The organism is Mangrovimonas sp. ST2L15 (assembly GCF_001280515.1).
Lineage (GTDB): Bacteria > Bacteroidota > Bacteroidia > Flavobacteriales > Flavobacteriaceae > Mangrovimonas > Mangrovimonas futianensis.
The window spans coordinates 563,214-587,759 of the sequence record NZ_LBIQ01000030.1 but is presented as its reverse complement, the minus strand read 5'-3'; the positions used below and the strand labels follow the sequence as shown (position 1 = coordinate 587,759).

At 39.8% G+C, this 24,546-nt stretch carries 20 protein-coding genes; 8 read left to right on the top strand and 12 right to left on the bottom strand.

The window, feature by feature from the left end:
* Positions 1-21 precede the first annotated feature (21 nt).
* On the top strand, positions 22-756 hold the full coding sequence (locus ZA07_RS06485) for a hypothetical protein (protein WP_053970905.1): 735 nt from the start codon (positions 22-24) through the stop codon (positions 754-756).
* On the opposite strand, the gene ZA07_RS06480 is transcribed toward ZA07_RS06485, so the two are convergent.
* A complete protein-coding gene (locus ZA07_RS06480) occupies positions 753-4,103 on the bottom strand; it encodes a gliding motility-associated C-terminal domain-containing protein (RefSeq protein ID WP_197276707.1) in 3,351 nt (1,116 codons plus the stop codon). The genes ZA07_RS06485 and ZA07_RS06480 overlap by 4 nt on opposite strands.
* A 132-nt stretch (positions 4,104-4,235) precedes the next feature.
* Between ZA07_RS06480 and rsmI the strand changes: the two genes are divergently transcribed.
* Complete coding sequence (gene rsmI / locus ZA07_RS06475; RefSeq protein ID WP_053970903.1) at positions 4,236-4,907, top strand: 16S rRNA (cytidine(1402)-2'-O)-methyltransferase; 672 nt, start codon at positions 4,236-4,238, stop codon at positions 4,905-4,907.
* Here the strand turns inward: rsmI and ZA07_RS06470 are convergent, their stop codons facing one another.
* The 7 genes from ZA07_RS06470 to ZA07_RS06440 form a co-directional block, all read right to left on the bottom strand.
* Positions 4,908-5,390, bottom strand: a complete 483-nt coding sequence (locus ZA07_RS06470) for a hypothetical protein (protein WP_157492079.1) — start codon at positions 5,388-5,390, stop codon at positions 4,908-4,910.
* 59 nt (positions 5,391-5,449) lie between these two features.
* The gene (locus ZA07_RS06465; protein WP_082316529.1) at positions 5,450-6,442 is read right to left on the bottom strand and encodes a HupE/UreJ family protein; all 993 of its coding nucleotides are present in this window, start codon (positions 6,440-6,442) and stop codon (positions 5,450-5,452) included.
* Entirely contained in the window at positions 6,439-7,311 is an 873-nt protein-coding gene (locus ZA07_RS06460) for a peptidyl-prolyl cis-trans isomerase (RefSeq protein ID WP_053970901.1), read from the bottom strand. Before ZA07_RS06460 ends, ZA07_RS06465 begins: the two co-directional genes overlap by 4 nt.
* Before the next feature lie 4 nt (positions 7,312-7,315).
* Positions 7,316-9,187 carry a DUF3604 domain-containing protein gene (locus ZA07_RS06455; RefSeq protein ID WP_082316528.1) on the bottom strand — a complete coding sequence of 624 codons (1,872 nt, stop codon included), beginning with the start codon at positions 9,185-9,187 and terminating at the stop codon, positions 7,316-7,318.
* A gap of 51 nt (positions 9,188-9,238) precedes the next feature.
* Positions 9,239-11,140, bottom strand: a complete 1,902-nt coding sequence (locus ZA07_RS06450) for a DUF3604 domain-containing protein (RefSeq protein ID WP_053970899.1) — start codon at positions 11,138-11,140, stop codon at positions 9,239-9,241.
* A 40-nt stretch (positions 11,141-11,180) separates the two neighbouring features.
* Positions 11,181-13,073, bottom strand: a complete 1,893-nt coding sequence (locus tag ZA07_RS06445; RefSeq protein ID WP_053970898.1) for a DUF3604 domain-containing protein — start codon at positions 13,071-13,073, stop codon at positions 11,181-11,183.
* Between the two features lie 186 nt (positions 13,074-13,259).
* Positions 13,260-13,850, bottom strand: coding sequence for a carboxymuconolactone decarboxylase family protein (locus ZA07_RS06440; RefSeq protein WP_053970897.1), 591 nt, complete (start codon positions 13,848-13,850; stop codon positions 13,260-13,262).
* A gap of 66 nt (positions 13,851-13,916) precedes the next feature.
* Between ZA07_RS06440 and ZA07_RS06435 the strand changes: the two genes are divergently transcribed.
* From ZA07_RS06435 to ZA07_RS06415, 5 genes are all read left to right on the top strand, one after another.
* Positions 13,917-14,339 carry an OsmC family protein gene (locus ZA07_RS06435; RefSeq protein ID WP_053970896.1) on the top strand — a complete coding sequence of 141 codons (423 nt, stop codon included), beginning with the start codon at positions 13,917-13,919 and terminating at the stop codon, positions 14,337-14,339.
* Between the two features lie 2 nt (positions 14,340-14,341).
* Positions 14,342-16,255 (top strand): peptide-N-glycosidase F-related protein, encoded by a 1,914-nt coding sequence (locus tag ZA07_RS06430; RefSeq protein WP_053970895.1) that lies wholly within the window; start codon positions 14,342-14,344, stop codon positions 16,253-16,255.
* A gap of 6 nt (positions 16,256-16,261) precedes the next feature.
* Positions 16,262-17,947 carry a single-stranded-DNA-specific exonuclease RecJ gene (gene recJ / locus ZA07_RS06425; protein WP_053970894.1) on the top strand — a complete coding sequence of 562 codons (1,686 nt, stop codon included), beginning with the start codon at positions 16,262-16,264 and terminating at the stop codon, positions 17,945-17,947.
* Positions 17,948-17,974: 27 nt separating this feature from the next.
* The gene (locus ZA07_RS06420; protein WP_053970893.1) at positions 17,975-19,078 is read left to right on the top strand and encodes an OmpA family protein; all 1,104 of its coding nucleotides are present in this window, start codon (positions 17,975-17,977) and stop codon (positions 19,076-19,078) included.
* A 69-nt stretch (positions 19,079-19,147) separates the two neighbouring features.
* Entirely contained in the window at positions 19,148-20,413 is a 1,266-nt protein-coding gene (locus tag ZA07_RS06415; RefSeq protein WP_053970892.1) for an MFS transporter, read from the top strand.
* Here the strand turns inward: ZA07_RS06415 and ZA07_RS06410 are convergent.
* Positions 20,410-21,162 carry a UDP-2,3-diacylglucosamine diphosphatase gene (locus tag ZA07_RS06410; RefSeq protein ID WP_053970891.1) on the bottom strand — a complete coding sequence of 251 codons (753 nt, stop codon included), beginning with the start codon at positions 21,160-21,162 and terminating at the stop codon, positions 20,410-20,412. The genes ZA07_RS06415 and ZA07_RS06410 overlap by 4 nt on opposite strands.
* A 68-nt stretch (positions 21,163-21,230) precedes the next feature.
* Entirely contained in the window at positions 21,231-21,680 is a 450-nt protein-coding gene (locus ZA07_RS06405; RefSeq protein ID WP_053970890.1) for a 6-carboxytetrahydropterin synthase, read from the bottom strand.
* Between the two features lie 89 nt (positions 21,681-21,769).
* Between ZA07_RS06405 and ZA07_RS06400 the strand changes: the two genes are divergently transcribed.
* Positions 21,770-22,411, top strand: coding sequence for a 2OG-Fe(II) oxygenase (locus ZA07_RS06400; protein ID WP_053970889.1), 642 nt, complete (start codon positions 21,770-21,772; stop codon positions 22,409-22,411).
* Positions 22,412-22,701: 290 nt separating this feature from the next.
* Here ZA07_RS06400 and ZA07_RS06395 read toward each other — a convergent pair whose 3' ends face one another.
* Together ZA07_RS06395 and ZA07_RS06390 are read right to left on the bottom strand one after the other, a co-directional pair.
* The gene (locus tag ZA07_RS06395) at positions 22,702-24,036 is read right to left on the bottom strand and encodes an MATE family efflux transporter (protein ID WP_053970888.1); all 1,335 of its coding nucleotides are present in this window, start codon (positions 24,034-24,036) and stop codon (positions 22,702-22,704) included.
* A complete protein-coding gene (locus ZA07_RS06390) occupies positions 24,033-24,533 on the bottom strand; it encodes a GNAT family N-acetyltransferase (protein WP_053970887.1) in 501 nt (166 codons plus the stop codon). Before ZA07_RS06390 ends, ZA07_RS06395 begins: the two co-directional genes overlap by 4 nt.
* Positions 24,534-24,546: the final 13 nt, after the last annotated feature.

Sequence of the window (24,546 nt, the reverse complement as noted above, 5' to 3'; positions counted from 1 at the left end):
TTGGATTAAATCTTAAAAGTTATGAAGAAGAAGTTGGAAGCTGAATTGATGAGCATTGCCCATAGAATCCTTAAATTAAAAGGAAAGGATGATATTGACAAAATGCATCGTGAAGTAGCGGCGCTGTATGAAAAACTTACGGTTTTAAAATTTGCTAGAGATAATTTTCAAGAAGATTTACCCACTATAGAAAGTGATTCTTCCTTTTTTGACCTCATTAATATAGCATTCAATCACAATATTAGCGACAACATTGAAATTGATGATAAAATCTACATTAATTTGGATGATAATGAGCATGAAGAAATTATGGAACCTGCCATTGAAAAAATCAAGGATATGGTAGCTCACATGCCTCAAGAATCACAACAGGTAGATGAGCTGTTTGAAAAAGCCATCCCAAATCAACCCAAATACCACAAAAACGATTTTGACGAAATAACGGCCGACTATAAAGAAACTCCCGTTTTTGAGCCACTCTCCAAACAAGGCAACGGAAAGAAATCTCTAAACGACCATATTAATCGTGGTGGTTTCACCATAGGCTTAAACGATAAACTTGCCTTTATCAAACATCTGTTTGGTGGTAACTCGCAAGATTATGACCGTGTGATCTCTCAAATTAATACACTGGACGATTTTGAAGATGCCGAAAATCTAATCCAAAACCTGATCAAACCTGATCATAATAATTGGGCAGGAAAAGAAGAGTTTGAAGAACGTTTCATGGAAATTATAGAACGTAAATTCAATTAATACGTCAAATACACCCACCCAACCATAGGTTTTTCCAAAGCATCAACCTCTAGGACATAGTAATAGGTGCCTACCGGTAATAGTGCCTTGGAGTCATGCAAGATTCCTTGGTTTGGTTTTCCATTCCAGTTATTGTCATAATTCTTTGTTTTGAAAACAGTGGTGCCATATCGATTATAGATTTGGATATTATTGGAACCATAATCCTGAAGACACGGAATCACAAAATAATCATTGAATCCGTCATTGTTGGGAGTAAATGCCTGAGGTATTTCCAAACAATTATCCAAGGTCACCGATGCCTCATCAACATTGTTTGTCTCATCCCTATCTGTTTCCAGAAGCCCTGTTAACACTGCCACATTGGTAAGTCCAGAAGATGAAACGATGGTAGTTTCCAGAGTCAAGGTTTCTGTTTGCTGGGGCGCCAAACTGGAAAGACCCCAAATGTAAGTCGTTATATCAAAAATACCCGCACTTACCTCATAATTATCCACCACAAAACTGGTAGGAAGCATCTCGGTTATTTCTATATTATTCCCTGTGGAAGAACCATTATTTGTGACTTGGATGGTAAACTCAACACTTTCACCCAGAGAACTTTCACCTGGCTCTACTGATTTGATTACAGCAACATCGACATCTGTAGTATCCTCCAAAACGGTAAGCTCTGCAAAGGTTTGGGTGGCATCAATATTCACGAAATCACTAAAATTGGTATACGCATTGACCAGAACTCCCGGTTCATTGGCTGTTACCTCTACAGAAAATGTACAATTCGAAATCCCTTGTGGGATACTCAAATTGGTAATACCCACAAACGTATCGCCTATATCACCAACAAAATCACCTGTGGCCCCATTGGCCATGACCCAAGTGGGAGGACCATTTAATACCATTCCACTGGGAAGATTATCCACAAACGCAATACCCGTTTGTTGCGGACTGGTAGAAGTATTATTAATGGTAAATGTCAAGGTAGTTTGCTGTCCCTCATAGATCATATCTGGATCAAAGGACTTCACTAAAAAGGGTGCAATTACTTGCACGTTACTAATGGAAATATTGGTCTCTGGAGATATTTCCTCATTATCTTCGGGATTTGGTATTGCTGAAACCGTATTGGTGAAAGCGCCACCAAAATTGGGTGCATTTACCGGGATAATCACCCGAATTGTGGAATTAGCATCCATAAATGGGATGATCCCTGTTAGGGTGTTTCCATTGATGTTGATATTACTCATGCATTCAGCATTACCATTGGTAACCGTACAAGTAGGTGTACCATTAATAATGAATTCATTTCCCAAAATATTTTCAAAATCAATATTGACAGCATTATAGCTAGCACTGCTACTGGTAATATCTACAATCCAGTTAAACCCTTGGTTGATATTGACCTGCGGAAATTCTGGAAAGGTCTGCACTAGCAAATCCACGCAAGGTGCCAAAAAGGTTCTTACGCTTGTCTCATTATTGTTCTCATTGTTGTCTACTACCAAATTGCTAAAATAATCAATGGTCACATGGTTATCTACATAAACATCCTCATCAGAACAACTGGGTTGCCAATCTACCACCACATGAAAGGTCACCGAACTTTGAGAAGGCAACATCCAATTATCAGCTTCCAAAATCTCCCACAAAACATCATCCTCACCACCTTCGGGAAGCCCATCAAAAACCTGTCCTATATACAAATGCTCCAGGGCGAAACAAGTGGCAGAACCCGTTGTTGAAACACAATCAACCGAAACCAAAGTACCAGTGATATCTACTCCTTGCACTACAGTTATGTAGTCTTGTAGTCCAATAGGAACATCTACTTCTGTATTATTTTGGGCTGTGATTTCATAAGTGATTTCGCCCCAATAGGCAGTATTATCTTCTGACGAACCAATGGGCAGTTCAGGATATATTTGATCTTTTGAAACAAAAATATCTGCCGTTGGGCAATCTGGCAACATTTCTAAAATGACATTGTCAGATTGATAATTATTATCAGTGTTGGTGTCAAAAAGCCCACTCTGCATGATATTGATCACACTTTTTAAAGTGGCCAATAAAGTCCCCGGACTTGTAGCACATTCAGGCCCATTAAAAACGACTACGGTTTCAATGGTAATCGTTGTATTGGCCGGTAAAACAAACGTATCACTGGTCCAAAACATTTCGGTTATACTCAATTCAAAATCATCGCAACCAACGTCACCCGTGGTAGCCGTACAGTTCAATGAAATAACGTCCCAATCAATAAGCGCCGAACTTAAATTCTGAAGAAAGAACTCCACAATAGAGTCCATGGGTCCATTGTTACAAACAGTTGTCACCAAAGTAACTTCCTCTCCCCATCCAACTACCTCAGTAGGCTCTGGATTGATTTGAACGGTGTCTATACAAACATCCGTTGCATCACAGAGCTCACTTTCCAAAAGGCCCGTTTCAACAATATTGGAATCGTCTGAAGACTCATTTTCATGATCTATATTCAATCGAATATAACTTCCCACTTCCAGAGGTTCCAGGGCTAGAGCACAAGTAGCACCAGTAAATTGGTATTGCACTTCAAAGGTCAAAGATCCACCAGCTGTAAACTCGATAGGACTTGAAAAGGTAAAAACACTTTGTGAAGAGCTCACAACAGCTGTCCCGCTTGTACCCGAAACATCTGTACAATCCATACCCCCACTTGCTCCTATACAGCTTAAAGATTCCAAAACCACAAAGGCCTTCCCCGCATTAATATTGGAAAGCAAATTCATGCGGCCAGAAAACCAATTTAATGGATAGTCTATGACACTGTTATTCGTAATGGTAAATTGATAAGTCACCATTTCTCCCCAAGCGCTAATACCAGTTCCTTCTGGCGGACTCACCTGCCAGTGGGACACCGTAAAATCAATGGGAAGATCAACCACGTCCATAGAAATAATAGATTGGTTATTTCCCATATTCACGTCCGTAGTGCCTGTTGGAGCCGCTACAGAGGCATTTATGGCAATCCCCCCAGGAGTTGGCGGTGCCGTAACCATGATCTTGATTTCTACACTGGAATTGTTTGGTAAATTAGGAACTGTTCCTGTTAGCACATTACTTCCTTCCAAATTAAAATCGGATGCTAAACTAGCTCCTCCCAAATTGTTTTGTGACGTATAAGATTCCACAATTACCGCATCACTCAGGCCAATAGAAAAGGTGGCGTTGCTTACTGCCCCTCCAGAATTACTTATGGTAACAACATATTGAAAATCTTCTAAAATATGAACCTGCGACACATCACTTCCTTCCAAATTTTGAGCCGCAACCGAGACCGACAAATCTGTCGTCTGTGAAAAAATAAATGGCATACTGAACAGGAAGAAACAGAATAGTAAGATCCTTTGAAGCATAGGTTGGTTTTATAGTAGACGTCAAATTCCTTTTTTGGTTGCGTTAAGATACCCTAAAAGATTGTAAATTTGAACATTCAACGTTACAAAATGAGCAAACTCTATATTGTTCCTACTCCCATTGGAAATTTAAAAGACATGACCTTTAGAGCCATTGAGGTCTTAAAGGACGTCGATTTGATTCTCGCCGAGGACACCAGAACTTCTGGTAAATTGCTCAAGCACTTTGAGGTTACAACGCCCTCCCAGTCACACCACATGCACAACGAACATAAAACGGTAGAGCGGCTAATAGAACGTCTTAAAGGCGGTTCATCTATTGCCTTGATAAGTGATGCTGGCACCCCAGCCATTTCTGATCCTGGGTTTTTATTGACCCGGGCCGCTATAGAAAACAACATAGAGGTAGAATGTTTGCCTGGGGCTACTGCCTTTGTACCTGCTTTGGTGAATAGTGGCTTACCTAACGACAAGTTTGTATTTGAAGGCTTTTTACCTGTTAAAAAAGGTAGACAAACCCGCTTGACCTTGCTTGCCGAAGAACCCAGAACCATGATTTTTTATGAGAGTCCGCATAAACTCATTAAAACCTTAGGACACTTTTGTGAATACTTTGGTGAAGACCGCCAGGTATCGGTCTCTCGAGAACTTACCAAACTGTATGAAGAAACCGTTCGTGGCACAGCCAAAGAGGTTTTAGATTATTACACTCAAAAGCCACCTAAAGGGGAAATTGCAATTGTGGTAGCTGGGAAAAAATAGTTATCTCATCCTTACAAAATAGGCCACCTCTTTAACAGGTTTATTATCTCCTTCAAATATGGTTCCGTCTTTTTCAAAATCTGTGGTTATCTGCATGGAGTTTTGGTCCTCAGAAAACACAAAAACACGAGAAGAATTGGGGTAGCTAGATGATAATTTGTCTCCATAATACCGTTTCATTTCCCTTTGATATTCTTGTCCTTCTCCTTTAATCCAAGTCCCTTTTGTTATTTCATTCCCGGGTAAATCAAAACGATCGGTTTCATCATTGTAAAGGTATTCCCTAAATAAAAGGTTACCATCACCATAGTACGTAAAGGTTTTATGTAAGGCATGTTTACCTAGCGCCCTGTCCTTTGTAGTGCCATTTTCATATTGCCAAACCAATTTGGTCATTTTCCAGGTGCCAATTATAGGGTCTTTGGCCACCTCCAATTTGGGAGTCATTAAAACGAAACAAAGTGTCAAAAGAAGTGTTTTCATAAATATTGATTAGGTTATTCTGTATTTTAAACGGCACATTATCTAATCTTAAGACTTTCCTAACCCCAAAATCCAATAATACGTTCAATAGTCCAGAAAGCAGCAAGTGATCCTATGGCATAGGCCGGCACTTTTTTAGCAACTAAAGACCAGTCTTTTTTAAATGCTAATACATATAGAATAGCAGATACAACCACAACAAAAACAATTTGTCCAAGTTCTACACCAATATTAAAAAAGGCTAAAGCTAAAGGAATTTCCGATTGAGGTAATCCCACTTCAGTTAAAGCACCTGCAAAACCAAAACCGTGAAGTAAGCCAAAACTAAAAGCCACCAGCCATGGTTTTTGAGCCGTTAAAGTGGGTTTGCCTTGATGTATTTTGATCATTTCCAAGGCTAAAAACACTATACTCAAAGCAATAATAGCCTCTACAGGAGGTCCGGGTAAATTGGCGTAACCCAAAACCGCTAAACTTAAAGTAATGCTATGGGCTAAGGTGAATGCTGTAATGGTTTTCACAATTTTATTAAACCCTGTTGTTATAATGATAAGCGCCAGAACAAATAGGAGATGGTCTATACCAAACCATATGTGTTCAATTCCCAAAATGGTATAAGTCTTGACTACTTGCCATTTACTATTGCTACCCGGTAAAACAGCCATAGGCGCATCTGGACGGAGCATTAAGGAAACCTTTTCACCATTGAGGTAGGTAATATTCACCAAGACATCTACCATGGTTTTGTTAAGGTTGACAATTTCAATAGAACTTCCTTCCAAAGGATGGTTACCCACAAGTGTGTAATTGTGTATCATAGCACCACTTACAGACCTTGGGAGTCCCGATTCGCTCAGCTGAAAGCCATCTTCGAAACGCGGGTATATCTTTAATGACATATCACCCATAGCAGGTACTTTCCATAGTATTTGGTACTGGGTGTCGCTTTGTTGAACCATCTGTAAATAGGCTGGCCTAATCTCGTGGGCTTCTGTGGGAAGAGCCAGCAATAATATAAACTCCAATAGAATGTAACGAAGGAAGCGTTTCATGGTTGTTGATTTTGGGCAAGTTCGTCCGTGGTGGCTTTTTCAAGATTGTCTGCAGTTATGCGTACCTTATAATTGTCTCTCAGCGCTTTCAGGATGGCCTCTTGACTTTCTTGTTCCATTTGGTATTCATATTCGCGCTGCACCTCATCTTTTACATCTATAAAGTTTGGGATACTCGGAGGTGTTCGAGATTCAATATACACCAAGTGCACCCCATAACCAGAGACGATAGGGCCTGTCCACTGCCCTGTTGGCAAAGTTTCTAGTTGTTTGCTAAATTGTTCTCCAAATTCTCTTTTCAAGAAGAAAGCATCAGTATCTGATATTTCAAAATCTAAAGGAAAATTATCCCCGTAGGTTTTCATTTTTAAAGGCGAAGTCTCCTTAAATTCCCTCAAAACTGTTTTAGCTTTTTCTGAAGGATTAGTGTGATTATCCGGAGTGAAAATGACATGATAAAAGCTGTAGAGATAGGGTGTTTCAAAGTCCTTTTGATGCGCTTCAAAATAAGCTTTAAGATTTTTCTCTGAAGCTGGTGACACTAAACCAGAAAGATCCTGCCCAAGGAATTCCATCTTTTGAGCCAACCTACGCTTGACAATCTCGTCGTTATGGTCTAGGTTCATTCTAAGCGCTTCCCGGTACAAAACTTCTTGATTCACGTACTTGTCGATAAGTCCCTGCAACTCTTCAGTAGTTGGAGGCCTCTGCCACTGCATGCGCCAAAGTTCGGCCATATGTTCAACATCGGCATTGTCAATAACGATATCCTGTTCGGTATCACTTTTGTTAACTTGACTATATAACACAAATAATAAGGCGCCTAATAGGAAAAAGTGAATTAGGGGTTCTTTAAGTAGTTGTTTCATAAAATTAGTTTGGGTTATACCATATTGGGCTACTCCAAGCTCGTTCCTGAATGGTTGCAGGCAAATCTTTTCGAGGTTCTATACCTAAAGTTTTGGCGTCATACGTACTCCATCGTGGCGTTGGGATTTCCAAAACCCTTACATAGTAAAAGGCATATTGTTGGGCGTTAAAATCGGGATCGGTCCAAACGGTTTTTAATTCAGTAGCTCCAATATCATTCGTGTAAGACGCATTTTTAATGTCTACCGTATTTCCTACATCAGAAACATTGCCGTTGCTTTCTGCCGTTCTTCCATCAGACATGGCAACATTGTATATTTTTTCATGGGTCTTGCCATTGGCATCCAGCCAACCTTTTATAACTTGAATACGATCAAGATTAGCACCATCGGCTTCCTTGACAGCATGTATCACAAAGGTAGGTGACTTCCCAGTAGATGACTGCAGGTTACTTCCCATGGGTACACCACTTTCATAAGCGGTATTGAGCCAATTAGTTTGACTTACTAAATCTTCAGAATAATTATAACCACCAAAGAACCGCACTTTCATACGCGGACCTGAAGTCCCAAAAGTTTCCTTCCTTTTCAAGGCCTCAAAAATGGATTCCCTGGTATTTGATTCGGCCCAAACCCCAGCCAATCCTCCAGAGCTAAACTCACGTATTTGCTGGTTACTGGCTTCTTTATTTCCAGGAATTCCTTCAAGGCGATGCTCAGGATTGTTTTCCATTCCAAATTTTCCGGTATAATTGTCTTCTTCTATACTGGATGCCGAGTTGTGGGTATCGGAATCTCCAATAATACCATATTTAAAGGGATTTCCTGCTCCTTCACTATCTAATTTTAATCCATCTTTATAAGCCTCTCTTAAATAGCTTCCTTTTCTATTTTTAGGGCGTTCTGTAATGGCAGAAAGGGTATAGTCCCATAGTTCAAAATTGGCAAATTCATCATTAGGACTCAGGTCTGGATGCACTTCTGAGGTCCCTTTAATTTGAGTGATTTCATAGAGCGGCTCATTTCTCATTCGGGTCTCACTATAGGCTTTGGTAATGGCATTGTCTTCAGAATCTACTAATTCAAACATCATTCCGTCACTGGCATTCCCATTATGAGGAACTGCTAATAGTGTAGCTCCCTTAGTTCTTGCATTTTCCATGTAAACCCATAAATCTTCAGGTTTTGCAGAATCAAATACAGAATAGGGCAGGCTTGGAATATTGGAATTATTGCCAAACAAAACAACTCTATGAAGATTGCGATTGTTTGGTGCCGAAGTCCACTCGAAAGCAGAAAAGGTTGTGAATTTTCCTGGCTCATTATGTTTATCGCCAATGGCAATTATCTCTTTCCAAAGGGATTTGGCTAAATTGGAATCGGTCAATTCATCTTGAGGCACTCCTTTATTCATGCCATCCAATACTTCAGCAAAGGCTGCAAAAGATACAGAGACATCATCAGAAGTAATTCTTTTTGCTATGGGGAGTTTACTAAATGGGCTTTCGGGGTCTTCCATTTTTTTGAATACGCCCATGTATTCTGCATGATCCGAAACAGCGTACCAATCTAAAGGAACCTTTATTTGTAAATCACCGCCACCACCTCCACCAGGAATGGCTTCACCTTTTGCCCAACGATAGGCATCATCTGGAGTGGTTACAGAACCATTAGTGTAACCATCAAAGGACCAACTGGTGTGTACGTGAAGGTTGCCAAAATAAGCATCTTTATTGGGGTTAACCTTTACTTTAGATTCCGTTGTTGATTCCTCAGCATGGCTCACCGATTCACTAACATTGGTTTTGGGGTCATTCTTGCATCCAATCAAGAACATGATTATGAAGGAGGCTGAAATAAAAATGGACTTTTTCATGATGTTGTTTTTATTAGTTCATACCTTTTCTTTTCTTTTCTTTTCTAATAATTAATTTGGATTGTACCAAATAGGCGAGGTATAGGCACGTTCTTGTATAGTGCGGGGTACATCGTCGGTCATTTCTAAATTGTATTTCACGGCGTCGAAGGTTGTCCATCTTGGAGTAGGAATTTCTAGAACTCTCACATAATAAAAGGCTTTGAGTGTTGGGTCGAAATCGGGATCTTGCCAAAAGGTTTTCAATTCGGTAGCGCCAATGGTATTTTCCCAAGAAGCATTTTTTACGTCTACGGTATTACCAACTGGAGGTAAGTTACCCTCGGCATCCAATTTTCGTTTGTCGGCATCACCCCAAACGACATTATAAACTTTTTCGTGGGTGTTTCCAGTGGCATCTAACCAACCTTTGATTACCTGAATACGGTCTAAATTACCACTGGCAGGATCTTTAACTGCGCTGATTAAGAATGTGGGCGCCTTAACTTCCAGAGCATTACTAATATCACCACCCATAGGAACTCCTTTATCATATCCTGTGACTACATAATTAGGATCCTCAATGTCGCTAGCGGTATATTCAAATCCACCGAAGAATCGAACACTCATTCTAGGACCAGTAGAAGCGAAGGTCTCTTTACGTTTCATGGCATCCCAGAGGGCTTCCCTTGTGTTAGATTCAGCCCAAACACCAGTATATCCGGAAGCGCCTAATTGCCATCCTCGAACATATCCAGATGGGAAATCTAAAGCTTTTTCAGACCAGCGTTCTGCACTGGGTTCGGAAGAGGCGTATTTACCCCAATAATTGTCTTCCTCGGCCGTAGAAAGTGCCGTATGAGAGTCCGTACCTCCTGCAAATCCATATTTAAAGGGATTGACCCCAAGCTCGCTTTCTAGTTTTAAACCATCTTTTAAGGCTTTTCGGGCGTATTCGGTTTGCAACATGTCTTTGGTTTTGGGTACCATTACCAGATTCCCTTTATCCCAAAGTTCAAAATTGGCAAACTCGTCATTAGGTGATAAAATGGGATGTGTTTCGCTGGTGCCTTTACCTTGGGTAATTTCGTAAAGTACTTCATATTTATTACGTAAGGCTGCTAATTCTTTTGTTAAAGGAGTTCCGCCAAATGCAGTATTTTTAAACATAAGTCCGTTTGATAGGTTTCCATTGTGCGGAATGGCCAACAGCGAACCACCAGTTTTTTCCTCAAAATTAGCCATCCATTTCCATAAATCTTCTGGGTTTTCCGAATCGAAGGTGGTCATGGGGCTCATTTGTCTGGCAATATCTCCACCATCTCGATATATGACATTTCGATGAAGGTTGTTACCCCCTCCAAAGTTGGAGGTCCATTCATAAGCAATAAAAGCAGTGAACTTTCCTGGGTCATTAAATTTCTCAACAATGTCTATGTTTTTTAACCATACGGATTTAGCAAATTCAGGATCTGTGAACACTGGAGGTAAATTGTTGTTGGATTGGCGGTTAATCAAATCCATCATTACGGCAGCCGCTTTTTCGCCTCCTGCCTCCATATCTGCATAGTACTGAGCTACAATGGGATCGCCCATAACAGCTTCATCTCCTTCAATCACCGCGGTAATAACTCCAGCACCATCGGAGTGGTCTGTAATAGCCAACCAATCTAATGGACGGTTTAATTTGGCTTTTTGTTTGGTAGCACTAATCACTTCTTCACCTCGAGCAAAACGTAAAGCGTCTTCAGGACCTAAACGTGTACCGACAGCTCCGGCATCAGCAGACCAAGCAGTGTGTAAGTGCTGGTCTCCCCAATACACATTTTTTAAGGGATTGGTGGGAATGCTTGATGTAATGGAGGTTTCCTTCTCAGGGGGATTGTCTGTAACAGTGGGTTCTTTTGGTGTGTCTTTGCAGCTCACCAAAAGAAGTACAAACAAGGTGATTATTGAAAAACTAGATTTTGTCATAATTTATGTGTTTCAGATTATGGTAACCTATAGCTGTAAATTAGTTTGGATTATACCAAATTGGCGAACTATAGATCCTTTCTTGAATAGTCGCAGGGTGATTGGTTTCTTTAACGTCAATGCCCAAGGTTATAGCATCCAATAAGGAATATCTTGGTGTTGGTATTTCTAAAACTCTCACATAATAGAAGGCACTTTGATTAGGATTGAAATCGGGGTCTTGCCAAAATACTTTTAGCTCTGTAGCCCCAATGCTATTAGTGTATTTTCCGGTTTTAATATCTACAGTATTGCCAACTTTTTGCTTACCGTCTGTTCTGCCATCTGATAAGGCAACGTCATATATTTTCTCATCAGCAGTGCCATCTGCTTTTAACCAGCCTTTAACTACTTGAACTCTGTCAAGATTTGCGCCATCAGGATCTTTTAATGCAGATATTAAAAACCCAGGCACTGTACCCTCATCGGTTTTATTTAAATCGCCACCCATAGGTACGCCTTTATCATAGCCTGTTTTAACCATTTCAGCATTCAGGTCACTTTCAGCAAAATTATAGCCTCCAAACACACGTAAGGTGATGCGAGGTCCTGTGGTAGCATAAACTTCTTTACGTTGGAAGGCATCCACGATACTTTGGCGCGTGTTACTTTCGGCCCAAACACCTACCCATCCTGCAGCTCCCATATCCCATCCTTTGGATGAACCAATGCCCGTAGGGTGTGCTCGTTTCTTTGGTTCGGAATCATGTTGGCCCTTTCCTGCAAAGTTGGTTTCTTCAATAGCCGACATACCCGTATGAGAATCAGAACTCCCTACAAATCCAATTTTATAAGGGTTCGCTCCAATTTTCTTTTCAAGTTCCAATCCGGTTTTTAAACCTGAGCGAACATAATCTGCTTTGGTTGGAGCAGGTCGTGTACCATCAGGAGTTAAAGCAAAATCGTAGGTTTCAAAATCGGCAAATTCATCGTTGGGAGACAATGCCGGGTGGGTTTCAGAGTCTCCTTTAATTTGGGTAATTTCTACGGAGCGCTCCCATTTCATTCGGGCTTCGGCATAGGCCTTATCTACAGGTTGTCCGTTTAAACGGGTTTCGGGAAACATAAGCCCTAAGCTAATATTTGGGTTATGTGGGATGGCCACAAACTCAGCGCCTGTTCGTTTACTTGTGGTTTCAAGCCAAGCCCAAAGGTCTTCTGGATTATCGCTTTCTAGAGCACTATAGGGTATAAACTGTTTAGCCACATCACCTCCCTGAGGCATAAAAACAACTCTATGTAAGTTGGCGCCACTATTGTTAGAAGACCATTCCCATCCTATAAGTGTGGTGAATTTCCCAGGATCATTGTGTTTTTCAGCAGTTTCAATATAACTATTCCAAGCATCGCTAACTTTTTCACCTCCAAAATCATTAATTAAATCTTTCGCTGTCAAGTTCGACTGATTAGGTTGGTCGAAGGCTGCGTAATTAAGAATATCATACAATGTTTGCATGTTTTCTTCTGATTTGTTGGGCGCAATTCCTAAAAAGGCCTTTCCTGTTTTTGTATCAGAAATGCCAGGGGTATTTTTATACATCAATGGAATTGACCCTATTAATTCGGCGTGGTCGGCCACTACCAGAAAGTCCAAAGGTTTTGAAAGCCTCCAAGGTTTACCTGTTGTTGGACTTTCTACTTCCTCTCCTTTGGCAAAACGATAAGCGATTTCAGGAGTTGAATTTGGGGTACCAAATAAAAATACATCAAAAGAGTTGCCTGTGTGGTTGTGGGTGTCTCCCCAATAGACATTTTTTAAAGGATTCGTGGCCACACTTGTGTTGGTAGCCTCTTCTTCAACAGAAGAATTATTAGTTACAGTCTCTTCTTTAGTATTGTTTTTACAACCATTTAGAAGAAATAACGCGAGGAATGGAAATAGCAGACGTTTCATAGAACCTATGTGTTAAGTCAACAAAAATGTAATTGGTGTAGCTTCAATTAACTCAAGGGTCTACTAAGTTAACATTTTAAAAAGATAATTTAAAAGGTAAATGGTTAAATTATAAAAAGTTAACCATCAAATAATGTAATGTACGTAACAAGATTTCTTTTATTTCTCTCTCCCTATAAAAACTTTTTAAAGATGCTTCCCTTTCTCCCAACCATGCTTACTCAGATATTGTTCACCACTTGCTACAGCACCTTGTTCAATTGTTGTCGCCATACTATCATTCCACCGGTTTAGATAACCAAATAAAGAAATCACACCTAACATTTCTACAATTTCCCCCTCATTCCAGTATTCATAAAGTCTTGTTTTTATTTCCTCAGTTACACCATTGGGAACTTGGGAGGCCGCCAAACTAAAATCCAATGCCGCCCGCTCTGCTTCACTAAAAGCGGGGTGCGTCCTGTAATCCCAAATATTATCCAGTTGTTCTTGTTCGGCACCATAGCGTTCTGCAGCCCTTATGGCATGGGCTTGACAATACCTACAACCGGTAGCATTACTGCTTACCCAGGCAATCATCCGCTTTAGTGCAGAAGTAACCTTCCCTTCATTGGCCATAACGGCTTTATTGAGATTTATAAAAGCTTTCGAAATGGCGGGTCTATGTTGCATAGTCAACACAGAATTAGGACAAAAGCCCAAGGTTTCATTAAAGAAATTTGCCAATTCTTTGGTTTCTAAATCATGGTCTGCAGGTAAGGGTGTAACTAACGGCATAATTGTTCTTTTTTAGATTTTTAAGTGGTATTTTTGAAACTTCAAGTAACAAAAAATTTTATTTAGATGACAGATTTAGTGACAACTCAATGGGAATCAGGGATGCTATTCGAATCAAACAACCCTAGTGGCAACACCTTTTTTATAGAAGCCTCTCCAGAACATGGTGGACAAAGTGAAGGCCTGCGCCCAAAAGCTTTGATGCTGTCGTCATTAGCAGGGTGTTCTGGCTTGGATGTGGTGTCTCTTCTTAAAAAAATGAGAGTTGAATACACCAAGTTCAAAATAGATGTACATGGGGAACTTACCGAAGAACACCCAAAATACTACAATAAAGTGTTGGTAGAATATCACTTTCACGGAAGCGAATTGGATGAAAAGAAAATTAAAAAGGCGGTAGATTTATCAGTTGAAAGATATTGTGGCGTCATGGAAATGTTCCGTCAATTTGCTGAAATAAAGATTGCTATCCATTACCACAATCACTAACTATGAAATTAAGAATTTTAATAGGGTGCTTCCTCATTCTTGGAGGCACCCATTTTCTATTGGCCCAAAATAAGTCCCATGTCATTTCCCATAATCAGGAAGTCATTGTCACTGACCCTTCCAAAGGGGAAAACAGTTATAAACATTGGGTGAAATTTCCTAGTAAAAAACGAGATATCAGGAGTATCATTTTAAACTTAACTTTTGAGTGTCCTGATTCCATCAACTGCGCCCACTGGGATTATGCCGACAAGATTAACATCCGTTCCAAAAAAGACACCACCGTTTATGAAATTGCTAGGATGCTGACACCTTATGGCGCCTTTTATCAAAAGGACTGGAGCTTCAAATGGCAATTGGATGTCACTGATTTCAGCATGTTACTGAGAGATGATATTGAAGTGGAATACATTCATACGGGTTATGAAGACAACAAACAACGAGGCTGGAAGATTTCTGTTGATTTTGAAATCACTTTTGGAGAACCTGTTGCTCATCCTTTAGCCATTCATAAAGTGTATGATGGCAAGTTTCGATATGGAGATAAAAACAACCCCATTGAAAGCCACCTAACTCCTCAAAATATCAAACTTCACAAAAAAACGAGCGTTGCTAAAATTAAAATTCTTCATACCGGACATGGTATGGACGCCAATGGTTGCGGTGAGTTTTGCAGTAAATATCGGGAGGTGTTAGTAAATGATAAATTAATAGATCATAAAGATGTTTGGACGAGCTGTGGAAGCAACCCTTTATATCCCCAAGCTGGTACTTGGATTTTTGATCGGGCCAATTGGTGTCCCGGATATTTGCTGCAACCCGATGAATTGGTGCTACCCATAGAAAAAGGGCAACCTTTTGTGATGGACATCAACATGGAACCTTATGAAACCGAAGACCCTAGCGCAGATGAAGTCATCACGGCCTATGTGATTGAATATGAAGCTCCCAACAATCAAAACGATGTATCCCTTTTGGAAGTCATCGAACCTTCAGGATCGGATGTGAACAGCAGACGAAATCCTACTTTGGGCTATCCCATTATCAAAATAAAAAACAATGGTTCTAAAGCATTGGAGAGCTTAGACATTCAGTATGGTTTGAAAGGTGAACCTCAAAAAACCTACCAATGGAAAGGTTATTTAGCATTTGGAGAAACACAAGAACTGAAACTCCCTGAAATCATTTTTACAGACAAGGAAACTGCTATGTTTCAAATCCGTTTAAGTAAGCCAAATGGGAAAAAGGATGCTTTTTCTCATGACAATTCTTTGGAGACCGAGTACAAACGTCCTGACCACCTCCCAAAAGAATTTGTTGTTTATTATAAAACCAACCAAAAACAAAGTGAAAACATCTATGGTTTCACAAATGCTGAAGGGCAATCTATTTTTGTAAAAGATACCACCGAAATCAAACCGAATAAAGTGTATCGGGATACCATCCGACTAAAAGAAGGTCTCTATCAATTTAAATTGACCGATAGTGTAGGCGATGGTCTTGATTTTTGGTACCACGATACGGCTGGCAGAGGAGAAATTAGATTTGAGGATTTACAGGGACGGGCTATTAAACACTTCAATTCCGATTTTGGAAATGATATCGTTTATAACTTTAAAGTCTATTCAACCAAGACGTATCATTTAGATACAGCTGAAAAGGTGACGGCCTTTCCTAGAAATACTTATGGCCCAGTAAGCATTGATTACTTTTCAAATACAGCTGGAAAAGTGACCATTAAAATTGTTGATAGAGAGAAGGAGGACCAAGTATATGAAGAACATTATTATCCAAATTTTAAATCTGGACCAATTGATTTAAATTTATCGTATCTTACTAAGAATCAATATTACAAAGTGGTTGTTTTAAAAAACGATCAAGAGATTTATTCAAGTTATATCAGAGTCAAAGAATAATTGCCCATGCGTTGGACCATCAAACCCAAACCTCAACCAGAAAAAGTAGCTACCCTTTCCAACGATTTACAGGTGGAAAGTGCAGTTGCGAGTTTGCTGGTTCAACGTGGTATTGAAACCTTTGAAGAAGCCAAAACCTTTTTTCGCCCAAGTTTGGGTGATTTGCACGATCCGTTTTTAATGACCGATATGGATCGAGCTGTAGAACGCATTAAAACAGCTTTAATCAATGATGAACGAATTTTGGTTTATGGTGATTATGACGTTGACGGTACTACCGCGGTTTCCTTAATGAGCACCTATTTAAGGACCCGGACTGATTTGGTGGCTACTTACATTCCGGACAGGTATGATGAAGGCTATGGGGTCTCTTTTAAAGGTATTGACTTTGCCCATGATAACGAATTCAGTCTCATCATTGCTCTGGATTGCGGGATCAAAGCATTAGATAAAGTTTCTTACGCCCAAGAAAAAGGCATCGATTTTATTATATGTGACCACCACAGGCCTGGTAAAGAACTTCCAAAAGCGGTGGCTGTTTTGGATCCCAAACGGGAAGATTGCAAATATCCTTACAAAGAATTATGCGGATGTGGTGTGGGTTTTAAATTGATTCAGGCCTTGGCTTCCAAACAGGGAGAAACGCCAGAAGATCTTATGGAGTATCTTGATCTAGTAGCTACCGCCATAGGTGCTGATATTGTCCCTATTACAGGAGAGAATAGAGTCTTGGCCTATTTTGGTTTGCAGGTGATCAATACCCAACCAAGACCTGGATTTGAAGCCATTATTGCTCAAGTAAAAAAAGACCAATTGACCATCACCGATGTGGTGTTTATTATTGCACCTCGTATCAATGCGGCTGGACGTATGAAACATGGCAATCATGCCGTGGAATTATTAACGGAAATAGATTATTCAAAAGCCGTAGAATTTGCAAAGGCCATTGAAACCTATAATTCTGATAGAAAAGAAGAAGACAGCCGTATTACAGAAGAAGCGCTGGAGCAAATTCTGGAGAAAAACGAAATAGAACGTTACACAACCGTTGTGTATCAAGATTCTTGGCACAAAGGAGTCATTGGCATTGTCGCCTCCCGATTAACCGAAACCTACTACAGACCCACTTTGGTATTTACAAAAAGTGGTGATAAGCTGGCTGCATCAGCTCGATCGGTGAGTGGGTTTGATGTTTATAATGCCTTGGAAGCCTGTAGCGACCACATTGAGCAGTTTGGTGGTCATAAGTATGCTGCCGGGTTAACGCTTAAAGAAGAAAACTACGAAGCCTTTAAACAAGCTTTTGAAGATGTGGTTTCAAACACCATTGACAAAACCCTTTTAACCCCTGAAATTAAAATTGATGCCCAGATTCCTTTAAGTGATATCACGCCTAAGTTTTACCGCATTCTAAAACAATTTGCACCCTTTGGTCCAGGTAACATGACTCCCATTTTTATGACAGAAGACCTTCAAGATACCGGTTATGGAAAATGTGTGGGAGATGGCTCACACCTCAGGATTAATGTCAAACAAAATGACAGCGACTCCTTTGTGGCCATAGGCTTTGGATTGGGTGAGAAGTTACCTCTTATCGAAAAACCAAAAACCTTTAAAGCAGTCTATTCGGTAGATGAAAACCACTGGAACGGACAGACTTCCTTGCAATTAAAATTAAGGGACATAAAATAAGTGAGTCGTCTTTTCGTTCCGCTTGTTATGAGATTTTTCTTTCTTTTTCTATTTTGTTCAGGGCTTTATGCTCAAAACTTGGTTTTAAATTCCAGCTTTGAAGATTATAAAAACTGCCCAGAAAGCATTGGCTATATCAGCCTCAAAGAAGGAGGCAATGGTGTAAACCATTGGTTGCGCCCAACAGGTGGGACACCCGATTATTTTAATGAGTGTAGTCAGATAGTAGGTTACAAAAATTTCAACGGGTACCAAAAAGCGAGAACAGGAAAGGGTTATGCTGGTTTTTATGGATTTGCCTATGGAAATTACCGCGAATACATTCAAGGAACCTTGGCCACTACTTTAGAAAAAGACAGCACGTATCAGATCTCATTTTATGTCAGTCTCGCAGAACTATCCAACAGAGCCATTAAACATTTTGGGGTTTATTTTTTAGACCATCAATTGAGTAACATTAATTATGATAGAGCCATCAATGCTAAAAGGATTGCAGAAAAATCAAGTAATGTTAGTTACAGACCTATTTTTAATAAGGGGTATGTAAATGATAAAACCCAATGGGTAGAAATAAAAACCACTTACAAAGCCAAAGGGTTTGAGACCTATTTTCTTATTGGCAATTTTGAAAGCAATTTGAATGCTGATGTGGAAAAGCTTGAAAGCAATGAATTGAAGCCCATGGGATATTACTACATTGATGATGTCGAGATAAAGCCCCTTCATCTTAAACCGATAAAACAGATTGAAAAACCTGCAAAACAATCTTCAGTAAGCTTTGAAGAACAAACAGTCTACACCTTAAAAAATGTTCTTTTCGAATTTGATAAATCCATCCTCCTTCCAAACTCCAAAGACGAATTGAATGCCCTTTACGAGCATTTAAAAAAACATCCCAACCTGTCTGTGGAGATTTATGGTCATACAGATGACGTGGGAACATCTGAAAGAAACCAAGAGCTATCTGAACAACGCGCCAAAGCCGTATCAGACTATTTGATTCAAAAAGGTTTGGATTCGCAGAGAATTAAATGGTTTGGTTTTGGGAGCTCCAAGCCCAAAGCAAGTAATAAAACGGATGCTGGACGGGAGCAAAATAGACGGGTAGAATTTAAACTTATAGCCTCTTAATTTACTTCTAATAGAATTCCTAAACCCAATTTCAAATTGTACATTTGAGTTTCCAATTCCCAAAACCAAATGGCCAAAAAAGACCCATACGCTTCACTTCGTATAAAAGAGTTCAATATATTCCTTATTGTCAGGTTTGCCTTGGTTTTTGCCTGGTCCATGCAATTTATAGTGATTGAATGGGAAGTGTATTCCATGACCAAAGATCCCTTTTCATTGGGTATCATCGGATTGATGGAAGTTGTACCCGCGGTCCTAATGGCGCTTTATGCGGGTCATTTTGTCGATCAGAATGAAAAACGAAATCTACTCATCAAGTGTATTGTAGCGTTTTCTTTTATCAGTTTTGCCCTGTTCCTTTTAACCTGGGATCAGATTGTGGCCGACTGGAACACCAAGCTCATCCTGTATGCCATTTACTTTTTGGTATTTCTTGGTGGCTTTGTTCGCGCTTTCATTGGCCCTACGGTATTCTCCCTAGTGGCTTTGATTGTTCCCAAAAAACTTTACCCCAATGCCGCCACTTGGAGTAGCTCTACCTGGCAAATGGCTGCCGTAATGGGACCTGCCCTAGCTGGGTTTTCCATTCACTGGATAGGGGTTCATTGGACCATGCTTTTTATTTTTGGTTGCGTAGTCTTAGCGCTGGCTGCGTTATTTAATATTTCCAAAAAGCCCATTCTCAATCCTAAAATTGGGGAATCGGTAGGAAAAAGTTTGAAAGAAGGCATTCAATTTGTGTTTGGAAACCAAGCCATTTTAGGAGCCATCACCTTAGATATGATTGCTGTTTTGTTTGGAGGTGCCGTAGCCTTATTACCGGTTTTTGCCCAAGACATTCTAAAAGTAGGCTCCCAAGGGTTCGGCGTTTTACGGGCAGCTCCCGCAGTAGGTTCTTTGCTTACCATGTTGGTAACCGCCTACATGCCTTTAAGCAAAAAAGCTGGATTTAAGTTGCTCGGGGCCGTGTTTGGATTTGGGGTAAGTATTATTGTTTTTGGTTTGTCACAATACTTTTGGATCTCCTTGGCCGCTTTATTCTTTAGTGGTGTATTTGATGGCGTTTCGGTGGTGATTCGGCAAACCATTTTACAACTTAAAACCCCAGATCATATGCGTGGACGCGTCTCATCGGTCAACTCCATTTTTGTAGGTTCCTCAAACGAATTGGGTGCTTTTGAAAGTGGTCTAACCGCAAAACTTATGGGAACAGTCACTGCAGTCGTTTTTGGAGGTACTATGACCTTATTAACCGTAATCACCACAGGTTTGGTGTCACCTTCCTTTAGACGCTTGGATTTAACCAAGGATATGGAAGCACATGAGGAAGATTAATATTTTTCCAAAGTCATCTTCTCCCCATCAAAAACGCCATAGGTGTAATAGCCGATCCAGTCTCCTAAATTGATGTATTGGGAATTCCCTCCTAGGTCTATTTCCAGTGGTAAGTGCCGGTGACCAAACACAAAATAATCAATGGCATTGGTCTCCAGTTTTCGTTTACAGTATTGCACCAACCACTCGTTATCTTCCCCTAAAAATTTAGCATCTTCTTCTCCTGATATCAATTTGTTTTCCACCGAAAGGTATGTTGCCAATTTAACGCCCAAATCGGGGTGTAACCACCTGAATAGCCATTTACAAAAGGGATTGGTAAAGACTTTTTTCATTCGTTTGTATCCTTTGTCTCCCGGTCCCAATCCGTCACCATGACCAATTAAAAATACCTTGTTGTTGAAAACAAATTCTTGAGGTTTGTGATAGACTGGAATGTTCAGTTCTTCTTCAAAATACCCATTCATCCACAAATCGTGGTTGCCCACAAAGAAAAAGACAGGAATTCCAGAATCAGTAATTTCAGCTAGCTTCCCTAAAGTTCGAGTAAAACCCTTTGGAATAACGGTTTTGTATTCAAACCAAAAATCGAACAAATCACCCAACAGAAAAATGGCGGCTGCATCCTCCTTAACTTCATCCAACCATGCCACAAACTTCTTCTCCCTAGGCAATGACTCTTTGTATGTGGGAGCACCTAAATGGTTGTCTGAAGCAAAATATATTTTCTTTCCGGCGGGGATTTTCATATAGTCGATACTAAATGGCGCGTACCCTTTGACGGGCTAATTGCGACAATTCAATTTATCAAATTTAACTAATTATCGCTTGCATACCATTCGGCATAACTGGAATCTGTTTCCTGCAGTCTTAACGAGTGCAACTGGATATTCTCTGGCAATCTGCTTTTTATTTTTTCTGAAAAATCTATGACCATACGTTCGGAAGTGGGTTGGTAATCTACCAACAATACATTGTGGCCACGACTCTCCAATTCCCTTGCCAACTCCACATGTGGCGTGTTTTTATTAAACACGGTAGCATGATCAAAGACATTCACGATTTCTTCCTTGACAATTTTTTTTAAATCCCCAAAATCGATTACCATTCCATATTTCACATTGGTAGTATCTTCTATAGGCTGCCCAATGACGGTCACCGCCAATTTGTAACTATGACCATGAACGTTTTTACATTTTCCATCGTACCCGTATAAAGCATGTCCTGTTTCAAAGGAAAATTGCTTGGTAATTCTTATTTGGCTCATCACTAAAAAAATTTCACTGCAAAGGTATTGAATTTGTAAAATCTATGGGTTTTTAAATTACATTTGCGCACTTTTTGTGATTGAAGTCAATGGAAGAGCTTTTTGAGCAATTGGATTTTATTGAAAATCCGCAGTATGAGCAGATTATATCTGATTTAATGCATCAACAATATAGCATTGTTGAGACCTTTTTTACCGAAGAAGAAGTGCATGCGCTTCGTAATTCCCTTTTAGATAATTATAAAGAAGACTCCTTTAAAAAGGCCGCCATTGGCAATAGGGTCAATGAAAATATCATTAAATCCATAAGGGGCGATCATATCATGTGGCTGGACCAAAATCAGGCAACTCCCGCTGAAACCATGTTCTTTGATAAGGTAAACAACCTGATTTCCTATTTAAATAGAACCTGCTTTTTGGGCATCTTACAAAAGGAGTTTCACTATGCCGTTTATCCTACGGGTACTTTTTACAAGCGTCACTTGGACACCTTTCAGAATGATGATAGAAGAAAATTATCCATTGTTTGCTATTTAAACAACGAAAATTGGTTACCAGAAAATGGTGGTGAATTGGTACTTTATCTCAATGAAAATGGCGAGGAAACTAAAAAAGTTATTTACCCCTTCCCGGGTCGTATGGTTATTTTTGAAAGCCAAATTATCGAACATGAGGTCAAGCCCGTTAACACAAGAAGGTTGAGTATCACTGGTTGGTTAAAAACCAGATAGACTGCTTACAGCCTTCTGTTTCGATTGTAGATATAAATAATAATTAAAACGACTGCCAACAGCAGAAATAACATATTTCCTCCCATAACGTATTATTTATCGACGCGATTTTTGTTGTATCTATAAATAAGATAAGCTACCAGGACCAAAACCAAAAAAGGCAACATAGTCCCGATAAAAACGCCTATTTCATAGCCTTTATCAGGTGCATTTTTGATTTTTTCCTCAATGCTTGGTTCCTGCAAAAAGTTCAACAAAAACATATCACTTAGTGAATTTACTAACCAAAGTTACGCTTTTTGGGCAAGGGGTAAAAAGAGTTTTCGAAATTTTACGATTAAGGGAATTCCTCTGGCAATAATCCAGACAGTTAAAGCAATAAAAATGCCATAGAGTTGCAAATTCAGGTAATCAACAAAAAGTAAAACAGGGATAAAAACCCCAAAGGTTGCTACCAACAATAAATTGCGCAAATACTTCATTTTTCCCATCCCCTTAAACATACCATCAAAAATAAATGCCAAGGCACACAAGGGCTGCATTGCTAAAATCATCCAAAAGACCTTGTAAAACTCTCGTAAAACGGCTTCATCATCTGTAAAAATACGCCCAATAGAACTATAGGTCGCTGTACCAATTAACGCCATGATTGTTCCAACTACAATCCCATAGATAATAAGCTTGTTACTTAACTGTATCAAATCATGATACCGCTTTCCTCCTAACAATTTACCCGATAAAATATTACCGGCGCTAGCATATCCATCTATCAAAAAGGCTCCCAAAAACCAGAGATTAATGGCAATGGTATAGGCCGCTATGTAGTTTGCTCCATAACTTGTAGCATAAGAAGAACCGAAATAAAGTGTCACATTAAGAGCTATAGTTCTCACAAATAAATTGAGGACCATGAAAGTGAATTTTTTAATTTCTTTATTTAGAGGCCAAGTCGCCACAAGAGGCAATGGTGTTTTTTGGTACAAGTAAAACGCGGAAATCAATGCCATAAGAATTTGGGCAATCACACTGGCATAGGCAGCCCCTTGGATATTCATTGCGGGAATAAAACCTTCCACACCATATACCAAAACCAGGTCTAAAAGCACATTAGACACACAACCAATGATGGCTATCACCATGGGATAGAATGTGTTTTGAAGCCCTCTAAAAGCACCAAACACACCTATGGTAAAAAGGGTGAACGGAAATCCGAAAATACGGATTCTGAAGTACTCCACACAGTATTCCAGGATAAGTCCTGACGCATTATACAGCTTGAAAATTTGTCTGGAAAAAGGAAAAGTTATGGCCAAAATCAGTAAACTGATCAAGACTACAATAGTAATGGCTTGTGCAGGTAATGATTTGACTTCAGGAAGGCGATTGGCTCCCAGGTATTGAGAAATAATAGAAGAAATCGCACTTCTTGTTTGGCCAAACACCCAAATAAGCATGGATAAAAAAGTGGCTACAATACCTACGGCTGCCAAAGATTCTGTAGCATTCAGCTCCATATTACCCACAACCGCCGTATCGGTCAAAGACAATATAGGCTCGGATATGCCACCAATCAATGCCGGGATAGCCAATTTATTGATATGTTTTAAACTTAAATCGGTAGTCACAAGAGACGTTCGTAACAATAAAACGGAAATTCGCTCTGCTTGGGGAAATATATTTCACCCAATCGTTTATAACCGCGAAGTTCGTAAAAATTTTGGTTTCGGAGGTTCTTGGAGAACGTGTCTAATCTGATAGAATCATAGTTATTATCGATTGCCCATTGTTCGGCAAATGTCATTAATTCTCTAGCGAGTCCATGACCCTGAACCTTGGGATGAACTGCCAAACGATGGATATATAGGTGCTTGCTTTCTGGGGTTAACCATTCCACGGTCTCATACTCGGCATCTTTAAAGCTTGAAAGTACAACACATCCTTGAACAGTACCCTCTAATTCATAAACGTATAATTCCTGACGGTTTACATCGGTTTTAAAGGCTTCAAAACTTGGATAGAATTCATTCCATTGAAATATGCCTTGTTCCTGCATATGATTCGCACATGCTCCTGTAATTTCAAGCAAGCGATCCAAATCTGCCAATTGGGCTTTTCTTATCAAGATTATCTGTAAT